Annotated in this window: 8 protein-coding genes; 1 reads left to right on the top strand and 7 read right to left on the bottom strand. The window is 68.4% G+C overall.

Annotated features, from left to right (window positions below):
- Nucleotides 1-70 precede the first annotated feature (70 nt).
- The 6 genes from VFX99_RS11765 to VFX99_RS11740 all read right to left on the bottom strand — a co-directional run bounded on the left by VFX99_RS11765 (nucleotide 71) and on the right by VFX99_RS11740 (nucleotide 6726).
- Nucleotides 71-877, bottom strand: a complete 807-nt coding sequence (locus VFX99_RS11765; protein ID WP_329666481.1) for an HpcH/HpaI aldolase family protein — start codon at nucleotides 875-877, stop codon at nucleotides 71-73.
- A complete protein-coding gene (locus VFX99_RS11760; protein ID WP_414684369.1) occupies nucleotides 862-1650 on the bottom strand; it encodes a 2-keto-4-pentenoate hydratase in 789 nt (262 codons plus the stop codon). Before VFX99_RS11760 ends, VFX99_RS11765 begins: the two co-directional genes overlap by 16 nt.
- Nucleotides 1647-2810, bottom strand: coding sequence for a 3,4-dihydroxyphenylacetate 2,3-dioxygenase (hpaD, locus tag VFX99_RS11755; protein WP_329666480.1), 1164 nt, complete (start codon nucleotides 2808-2810; stop codon nucleotides 1647-1649). The genes VFX99_RS11760 and hpaD overlap by 4 nt, the downstream gene beginning before the upstream one ends.
- 111 nt (nucleotides 2811-2921) lie before the next feature.
- Nucleotides 2922-4439, bottom strand: a complete 1518-nt coding sequence (hpaE, locus tag VFX99_RS11750; protein WP_329666479.1) for a 5-carboxymethyl-2-hydroxymuconate semialdehyde dehydrogenase — start codon at nucleotides 4437-4439, stop codon at nucleotides 2922-2924.
- Entirely contained in the window at nucleotides 4436-5149 is a 714-nt protein-coding gene (locus tag VFX99_RS11745) for a GntR family transcriptional regulator (protein ID WP_329666478.1), read from the bottom strand. The genes hpaE and VFX99_RS11745 overlap by 4 nt, the downstream gene beginning before the upstream one ends.
- Nucleotides 5131-6726 carry a fumarylacetoacetate hydrolase family protein gene (locus VFX99_RS11740; protein ID WP_329666477.1) on the bottom strand — a complete coding sequence of 532 codons (1596 nt, stop codon included), beginning with the start codon at nucleotides 6724-6726 and terminating at the stop codon, nucleotides 5131-5133. Before VFX99_RS11740 ends, VFX99_RS11745 begins: the two co-directional genes overlap by 19 nt.
- 112 nt (nucleotides 6727-6838) lie before the next feature.
- On the opposite strand from VFX99_RS11740, the gene VFX99_RS11735 reads away from it, so the two are divergent.
- Nucleotides 6839-8218 (top strand): MFS transporter, encoded by a 1380-nt coding sequence (locus tag VFX99_RS11735; RefSeq protein WP_329666476.1) that lies wholly within the window; start codon nucleotides 6839-6841, stop codon nucleotides 8216-8218.
- A gap of 19 nt (nucleotides 8219-8237) precedes the next feature.
- Here the strand turns inward: VFX99_RS11735 and VFX99_RS11730 are convergent, their stop codons facing one another.
- Nucleotides 8238-8591: a nuclear transport factor 2 family protein gene (locus VFX99_RS11730; protein WP_329666475.1), complete on the bottom strand. Its 354-nt coding sequence runs from the start codon at nucleotides 8589-8591 to the stop codon at nucleotides 8238-8240.
- Nucleotides 8592-8715: the final 124 nt, after the last annotated feature.

Raw genomic sequence — 8715 nt, 5'->3', positions numbered from 1 at the left:
GAGACTGCGGGTATTGCCCGCAGTCTCGACGCGCCAGTGCAGTCTCGCGGCCGGGGAAGCGGCCGGGGGACTAGTAGGACGGACGCGTTGCGGCCGCGTCGTCGGCGGCGATGAAACGGGCCGCAAGGGCCTCCGAGCCGCGGGCCAGCAGCGACACGTCCGCCCCGACGAGGATGAACGACGCGCCCGCGGCCAGATAGCGGTCGGCGACGGCGTGGTCGAAGGCGTTCACCCCGACCGGCTTGCCCGCACCCCGAACGGCCTCGAACGTGCGCAGGACGGCGGCCTCGACATCCGGATGGGTCTGCCGACCGAGCACCCCCATCGAGGCGGCGAGGTCAGAAGGCCCCACGAACACCCCGTCGACGCCGTCGACCGCGGCGATCTCGGCAGCGGCATCCACCCCGGTCGCCGTTTCGATCTGCACGAACAGCGACACGTGATCGTCGGCGTTCTCGAGGTACGCGTCGATCCGGTTCCACCGGCCCGACCGGGCCAGTGCCGAGCCGACGCCGCGGCGGCCGCGCGGCGGGTACCGCATCGCCTCGACGGCGGCGCGCGCCTCGTCGGCGGAGGACACCATCGGCACCAGGATGTTCTGCGCGCCGACGTCGAGCACCTGCTTGATGGTGACCACATCGCCGATGGGCACGCGCACGACCGCGGCGGGCGGATAGGCGGCGATCGCCTGCAGCTGCGACAGCGTCGAGGTGAGGTCGTTGGGCGAGTGCTCCATATCGATCAGCAACCAGTCGAGGCCCGCGCCGGCGCAGATCTCGGCGACCAGCGGCGACGCGGAGCACACCCACATGCCGATCAGGGGGCGGGATGCCGAGGCGAGGCGCTCGCGGAATGTGGGGGCTAGCTGAAGCGGCATGTGATCTCTCCCATGGGTCCGTAGTCGCACCGTACGAGGTCGCCGCGCTCGACCCACAGAGGGCGGGTGAACGACCCGGCCAGGATGATCTCACCGGCTTCGAGGCGCGCGCCGTGGTGGTGGAACTTGTTCGCGAGCCACGCGACGCCCGTGGCGGGGTGATCGAGGACCCCGGCGGCGACGCCCGTCTCGGTGATCTCGCCGTTGCGGTATAGCAGCGCGGGCACCCAGCGCAGGTCGATCTCGTCGGGCCGTTTGCGGACATCGCCCAGCACCATCGCGCCGTAAGCGGCGTTGTCCGAGATGGTGTCGACGATCGTGCGACCCTCGAGCTCGATGTGCGAGTTGAGGATCTCGAGGGCGGGGACCGCGTAGTCGATCGCTGCCAGGGCGTCTTCCAGGGTGCGGTCGGGGCCCTCGAGGGGTTCCCTCAACACGAAGGCGAGCTCGACCTCCACTCGGACGTTGGAGAAGAGATCGACGGGGATGTCGGCGCCGCTGGCGTACACGGTGTCACCGAACATCACGCCGTAGTCGGGCTCGGTGATGCCCGTGGCCTCCTGCATCGCCTTCGAGGTCAGCCCGATCTTGCGCCCCACGAGCCGGCGTCCGGCCGCAACGTTCTGATCCCGCCAGACCCGCTGGATCGCGTAGGAATCCTCGATGGTCGCGCCCGGATAGCGCGCGGTGATCCGCGGGATCACGCTGTGCGAGCGATCGGCCTCGGCCAGCTCATCCGCGATCGTCGCGATCTGCTGGGGCGACAGCGTCACAGCTGGTGGCCCAGCTTGTACTCGCCCTGCTTCCAGGACGGCAGCTCCTCCGGTTCGTCCGAAGGTCGCGTGTACGAGAAGCCGTCCGCCCCGATCGTCACCGCCATCTCGCTGGTGTCGGTGCGGGCGACGACCGGCTGCGGGTTGCCGTCCAGGTCCAGGACGAGTGATGCCTCGGTGTACCACGACGGCACCACCGGGTTGCCCCACCAGTCGCGGCGCTGATTGTCGTGCACGTCCCAGGTGACGACCGGGTTGTCGGGGTCGCCGGTGTAGTAGTCCTGCGTGTAGATCTCGACGCGGTGGCCGTCGGGATCGCGCAGGTACAGGTAGAACGCGTTGGAGACGCCGTGGCGGCCCGGGCCGCGCTCGATCGCGTCGGAGCGGCGCAGGGCGCCCAGCTTGTCGCAGATCGCGAGGATGTTGTGCTTCTCGTGCGTCGCGAAGGCGATGTGGTGCATGCGCGGACCGTCGCCGCCGGTCATCGCGGTGTCGTGCACGGTGGGTTTGCGGCGCATCCAGGCGGCGTACACGGTGCCCTCGTCGTCCTGGATGTCCTCCGTCACCCGGAACCCGAGGTCCTGCATGAACCCCACCGCGCGAGGCACGTCGGGCGTGACCTGGTTGAAGTGGTCGAGCCGCACCAGCGAGCCGGGGGTGTAGAGGTCGTAGCGCCACGCCAGCCGCTCGACGTGATCGACGTCGTGGAAGAACTCGCAGGGAAACCCGAGCGGGTCCTCAACCCGCACCGAGTCGCCGATGCCCTTCACGAAACCCTCCGCGCGGCGTTCGACGCGGCATCCGAGTTCCTCGTAGAACGCGACCGCCCTGTCGAGGTCCTCCGGCGTGCGGACGCGGTACGAGAATGCGGCAACGGCGGCGATCGGACCCTTTCGCAGCACGAGGTTGTGGTGGATGAACTCCTCCATCGACCGCAGGTAGACCGAGTCCCCGTCCTCCTCCGTGACGACGAGGTCGAGCACGTCGACATAGAAGGCACGGGATGCGGCGAGGTCTGTGACCACGATCTCCATGTACGCGCAGCGCAGGATGTCGGGGGCCGGCGCCGTGGGCGTCGGTACCGGGTTGTCGGAGTGGATCGGCGCCTCCTGCGACACGTAGAAGCCGGAGGAGGTGAGAGTGCGATCGGTGTGGGTCATGTCAGCGTCTCTGCTTTCGTTCGGGGGCGTTTCGTCTCGTCGCTTCGCTCCTCGCTCAACGAGCGGGAGCGCAAGTCCGGTCGTCGAGCGAGCGAAGCGAGACGAAACGCATCAGTTCTTGCCGAAGGTGGGGTTGTGCGATTCGCCCAGCGTGATGTGCACGGCTTGCTGGTCGGTGTAGAAGTCGATCGAGCGGTAGCCGCCCTCGTGGCCGAGCCCCGAGGCCTTCACCCCGCCGAACGGGGTGCGAAGATCCCGCACGTTGTTCGAGTTGAGCCACACCATTCCGGCCTCGATCGACTGGGCGAAGTTGTGCGCGCCCTTCAGATCGTTCGTCCACAGGTAGGCGGCGAGGCCGTACTTCGTGTCATTGGCCAGCGCGAGCGCATCCTGCCATGTGTCGAACGGTGTGATCGCGACGACCGGTCCGAAGATCTCCTCCTGGAAGATCCGAGCCTCGGGCGCCACGTCGGCGAAGACCGTCGGCTGCACGAAGTTGCCCGTCGGGAATCCGTCCGGACGACCGCCGCCGGCGACCAGGCGTCCCTCGGTCTTTCCGAGCTCGACGTAGCTCATCACCTTCTCGTAGTGCTCAGGGTGAACCAGCGCCCCCACCTCGGTCGCAGGGTCATGCGGATAGCCGACCACCACGCGCGAGGCCTGGGCGGCGTAACGTTCGACGAACTCGTCGTAGACCTCGCGCTGCACGAGGATTCGCGAGCCGGCGGTGCAGCGCTCGCCGTTGAGCGAGAAGACCCCGAAGATCGTCGCGTCGATCGCGGCGTCGAGGTCCGCGTCGGCGAACACGATCGCGGGCGACTTGCCGCCGAGCTCCATCGACAGGCCCTTGAGGAACGGAGCGGCGTTGGCGAAGATGAGCTGGCCCGTCGAGCTCTCCCCGGTGAAGGAGATGAGCGGAACATCGGGATGCTTCACCAGCGCGTCTCCGGCATCCTCACCGAGTCCGTTCACCAGGTTGAAGACCCCGTTCGGAAGCCCGGCCTCCTCGAAGATGCCGGCCCACAGCGAGGCGGACAGGGGTGTGAACTCGGCGGGCTTGAGCACGACTGTGTTGCCCGTGGCCAGGGCCGGCCCCAGCTTCCACGACTCGAGCATGAACGGCGTGTTCCAGGGGGTGATGAGCCCGGCGACGCCGATCGGCTTGCGATTGACGTAGTTGAGCTGGCGGCCCGGAACCTTGAAGGCATCGTCGGTCTGCGCGACGATCAGGTCGGCGAAGAAGCGGAAGTTCTCGGCCGCGCGTCGCGCCTGACCCAGGGCCTGCGTGATCGGCAGTCCCGAGTCGAACGATTCCAGCTCCGCGAGGCGAGCGTCGCGTGACTCCACGATGTCGGCGATGCGGTGCAGTACGCGCGATCGCTCGCGGGGCAGCATCCGGGGCCATTGTCCGTCGGTGAAGGCCCGTCGTGCCGAGGCGACGGCGCGGTCGACGTCGGCCTTCTTGCCGGCCGCGGCCTGCAGGTAGGTGTCGTTCGTGACCGGATCGAGCACGTCGAACGTGTCGCCGTCGATCGAGTCGACGGATTCGCCGTCGATGTAGTGCTGGATGCGGGTGGGAAGGTCGGCGGGTACGCGGTGCGTCCCGAGCGCGGTGGCGGTGTCGGTCATGGATTCCTCGCAGGGGTGTCAAAGAGTGGGAGGCCGAGCGCCTCATCGGGGTGTTCGTGGATCAGGTAGGCGTCGAGCGTGGCCGACCGGTGCTGCCGAGCGGCCTGCTCGATCTGCTCGAGGGGCGCCGCCGCCTCGATGAGCTGCAGGATCCGTTCGTGCTCGCGCACCGACTCCGCCGCGCGACCGGGAATGAAGCTGAAGGTGGAGTCGCGGAGGTTGCCGAGCCGGCCCCATTCACCGCGGACGATCTCGAGCAGGCGCGGGTTCGCGCAGTGCTCGAAGAGGGTCGCATGGAACTCCTGGTTGAGCGCCGTGAAGGAGTGGGGGTCGAAGTGGTCGAGTGTCTCGATCATGAGTTGGTTGATCGCGCGCGCACGACGGATGTCGTCGAGGGTCAGCCGCCGCGCCGCCAGGGCGGTCGCTGCGCCCTCCAGGATGCTGAGCGCCTGCATGCTGTTGCGGTAGGCGGAGTCGTCCACCATCGACACGTGGGCGCCGACGTTGCGCTCGAACGTGACGAGCCCCTCCGCCTCGAGCTGGCGGATCGCCTCGCGCACGGGGACGACGGACATGTCCAGATCCTTGGCGAGGCTGCCGAGCACGAGCCGGTAGCCGGGCGTGAAGTCCTGGCGGGCGATCCGCTCCTTGATCCAGCGGTACGCCTGCTGGGATTTGCTGAGGTCGGTCCTCACGGCGTCTGCCGCCATGCCTCGTACCTCGCTCTCCATTCGGCGTTCATCGGGAAGAGCCCGTCGACCGGGTGTCCGGCGGTCACCTGTTCGGCAACCCAGGCGTCCTCGTCCTCCTGCGCGAGGGCGGCGTCCGCGACCTCCTCGGCGAGCGCAGGTGGCAGCACCAGAACGCCGTCGTTGTCCCCGACCAGGATGTCGCCCGGTTGCACGGTGGTGCCGCCGCATCCGATGGTGACGTCGAGGTCCCACGGGACGTGCTTGCGCCCGAGCACAGCCGGGTGCGCGCCGGCGGAGTAGACCGGGATGCCGACCGCGGCGACCGCGTCGAAGTCGCGCACCCCGCCGTCGGTGATGATGCCCACGGCACCGCGGGCTTTCGCCCGCAGGGCCAGGATGTCGCCCAGCGTGCCCGAACCCGTTTCGCCCCGGGCCTCGATCACGAGGATCTCGCCTTCGCCGACGGTGTCGAAGGCGCGCTTCTGGGCGTTGTAGCCGCCGCCGTGCGACACGAACAGGTCCTCGCGGCCGGGGACGAACCGGAGCGTCTTCGCGGTGCCGACGATCTTGGTACCGGGATGCATCGGCCGCACGCCGTCGATGGTGACGTTGTTCAGTCCGCGCTTGCGCAGCTGCGCGGAGAGCCCCGCCACCGGGACCCGCATGAGCTTGTCGCGCAGCTCCGCCGAGAGTGCACGTTCCCCCGCCGAGAGTGCATCTTGTCCCGCCGAAAGTGCATCCTCCGAGGCACTCTCGCGAGCGGAGGGTGCACTCTCGCGAGCAGAGGATGCACTCTCGCGAGCAGAGGATGCACTCTCGGCGCGCAGTCCCGCGGCCTCGGGGGAGCCCCACGCCTCGGCGCGCTGCTCGTCATCCGCCGCGGGCAACGATCCCAGCGACGGATCGAAGGATGCCGCCCCCTGCGTCACCGTGGTCACCAGTCGTCCGGAGCTCAACCCCGACGCCGGCGCATCGACCTCCACCTCGACCACATCGCCCGGCACCACCACCGAGGAACCTGCCGGCGTGCCGGTGAGGATCACGTCGCCGGTCTCCAGCGTGAAATGCTGCGAGAGGTCGGCGACGAGCTGCGGCAGCGGGAACAGCAGACCCGCGGTCGTGTCGTCCTGCGCGAGCGTGCCGTTGACCCACGTGCGCAGTCGCAGGGCGCCGGGGTCGATCGCTCGAGCGTCCAGAAGCGTCGGCCCGATCGGAGTGAATCCGTCGCCGCCCTTCGAGCGCACGTTGGATCCCTTGTCGTTCGCCCGCAGGTCGTAGAGACCGAAGTCATCGGATGCCGTCACCCACTCGACGTGACTCCAGGCATCGGCGAGGGCGACCCGTCGCGCCGCCCTGCCGATCACGAGCGCGATCTCGCCCTCGAACGCGAGGAGCTCCGTGCCATCGGGACGTTCGATCGTGGCCCCGGATGCCGCCACTGAACTCGACGGCTTGAAGAAGTACGACGGCGCATCGGGGCGGCGTCCCCGCTGCTCCGCACGCGACGCATAGCTGAGGTGGACCGCCACGATCTTGCCGGGGCGCACGGGCAGTGGACCGAAGCGGTCGGCCGCGGCATCCGTCGTATGAGTCATGAGCTCCCTCGCTCTTGCGTGATATCCGAAATCGTATATGATCTGGATCACCCGGGCAAGGCCTCCTCTCCGGCTTGCCTGACAGCGAAGTCCCACGACATTGGAGTCACACATGTCCGCATCGTCGCCGACGGGATTCACCCCTACCGGCACCATCGCAACCTCGACCGACCGGCGACGCGTCGTCTTCGCCACCGTGGTCGGCACCACCGTCGAGTGGTACGACTTCTTCATCTACGCCACGGCCGTGGGGCTCGTCTTCGGACAGCTGTTCTTCGCGCCGCTCGGCGCCAACAGCGCCATCGTCGCCTTCGCGACCGTGGGCGTCAGCTTCCTGTTCCGGCCGCTGGGCGCGTTCCTGGCCGGGCACTTCGGCGACAAGTACGGGCGCAAGGTCGTGCTGATGTGGACGCTCATCCTGATGGGGGCGGCGACCGCGCTCATCGGGCTGCTTCCCACATACGAGGCGATCGGCATCGCGGCGCCTATCCTGCTCGTGCTTCTGCGCATCCTGCAGGGGATCTCGGCCGGCGGCGAGTGGGGCGGCGCGGTGCTGATGGCCGTCGAGCATGCACCCAAGCGCCGTCGCGGCGTCTTCGGCGCGTCGCCCCAGATCGGCGTGCCTCTCGGCCTGCTGCTCGCGTCCGGCGTCATGGCGCTCATGACCGTCATCGCTCCGGGTGACGCGTTCCTGCAGTGGGGCTGGCGCATCCCGTTCCTGCTCAGCATCGTTCTGATCCTCGTCGGCTACTACGTCCGCCGTCGCGTGGAGGAGAGCCCGGTCTTCACCGAGCTGGCCGAGCGCAAGGAGAAGGCTCGGATGCCGATCCTCCAGCTCTTCCGCAAGCATCTGCTGCTGGTCGTCATCGCTGCTCTCGTGTTCGCCGGCAACAACGCCGTCGGGTACATGACCACGGGCGGCTACATCCAGGGCTACGCGACGAACCCGGAGGGCCCGATCGGGCTCGAACGCGGGCCCGTGCTGTGGGCCGTGGCCGGGTCCGCCGTGACGTGGCTGTTGTCGACCTTCGCCGCAGGCTGGATCTCCGACCGCATCGGCCGGCGCACGACATACATCATCGGCTGGATCCTCCAGCTGATCGGGGTGTTCTGTCTCTTCCCGCTGGTGAACACCGGCAACGTCGGCCTGCTCTTCCTCGGCCTTGCGATCCTCACGATCGGGCTCGGCTTCACCTACGGGCCGCAGGCCGCGCTGTACTCGGAGCTGTTCCCTGCCTCGATCCGCTTCTCCGGCGTCTCGATCTCGTACGCGATCGGGGCGATCCTCGGCGGCGCCTTCGCCCCGACCATCGCACAGGCGCTCGTACAGGCGACGGGCTCCACGACGGCGGTCACCTGGTACCTCGCCGGGATGACCCTCATCGGCTTGATCGCGACTCTGCTGCTGCGCGACCGCTCCGGCATCCCGCTCGGTCCGGATCACGAGGCGGAGCAGTCGATCAGCCCGATCTACGGGCTGTCGAAGGTCTGACGCGCCTTCCAGGCGTCGGTCAGACCTCCCGGGCGCCGAGGCCGTAGCACCGCATCGCCGTGATCGCGCCGTCGGCCAGGTCGTATGCGACGCAGAACCAGGTACGTTCGCCGGGTTCGGAGGAGATGGGCTCGCAGTCTCCCTCGAGATACACGTGGTCATCGCCGATCAGGTACCTGCGCGTATGCGAGTCGACGAACGTCGCGTGCAGCGCGACGACGTAGTCCCGCACCGCGTCGGGTCCCGAAATGACCTCAACGGTGTCGGCGATCAGCCAGGTCACCTCCGACGAGTAGCAGGTGCCGAAGTCGGCCTCTCGCCCCATCAGCTCGAAATAACGGTCCATCGTGGACTGGGTCGAGTCAGTCGACATGCGATGCCTCCCGCCGATCGCGCGGCAGCGTTCCGCGTCTCACGCCCAGCATCGCAGTGACGGATGCCGGTGGCTACGGGCTGCGCGAATCTATGAGTTCGCGGCGATGATCTCGAGCTGGTAC

The organism is Microbacterium sp. (genome assembly GCF_036277215.1).
Lineage (GTDB): Bacteria > Actinomycetota > Actinomycetes > Actinomycetales > Microbacteriaceae > Microbacterium.
This window is presented reverse-complemented; position numbering and strand designations above follow the sequence as displayed.

Coding starts and splice junctions, on each gene's coding strand:
- VFX99_RS11765 (WP_329666481.1), bottom strand. CDS start 877: ATGCCGCTTCAGCTAGCCCCCACATTCCGCGAGCGCCTCGCCTCGGCA.
- hpaD (WP_329666480.1), bottom strand. CDS start 2,810: ATGACCCACACCGATCGCACTCTCACCTCCTCCGGCTTCTACGTGTCG.
- hpaE (WP_329666479.1), bottom strand. CDS start 4,439: ATGACCGACACCGCCACCGCGCTCGGGACGCACCGCGTACCCGCCGAC.
- VFX99_RS11745 (WP_329666478.1), bottom strand. CDS start 5,149: ATGGCGGCAGACGCCGTGAGGACCGACCTCAGCAAATCCCAGCAGGCG.
- VFX99_RS11740 (WP_329666477.1), bottom strand. CDS start 6,726: ATGACTCATACGACGGATGCCGCGGCCGACCGCTTCGGTCCACTGCCC.
- VFX99_RS11735 (WP_329666476.1), top strand. CDS start 6,839: ATGTCCGCATCGTCGCCGACGGGATTCACCCCTACCGGCACCATCGCA.
- VFX99_RS11730 (WP_329666475.1), bottom strand. CDS start 8,591: ATGTCGACTGACTCGACCCAGTCCACGATGGACCGTTATTTCGAGCTG.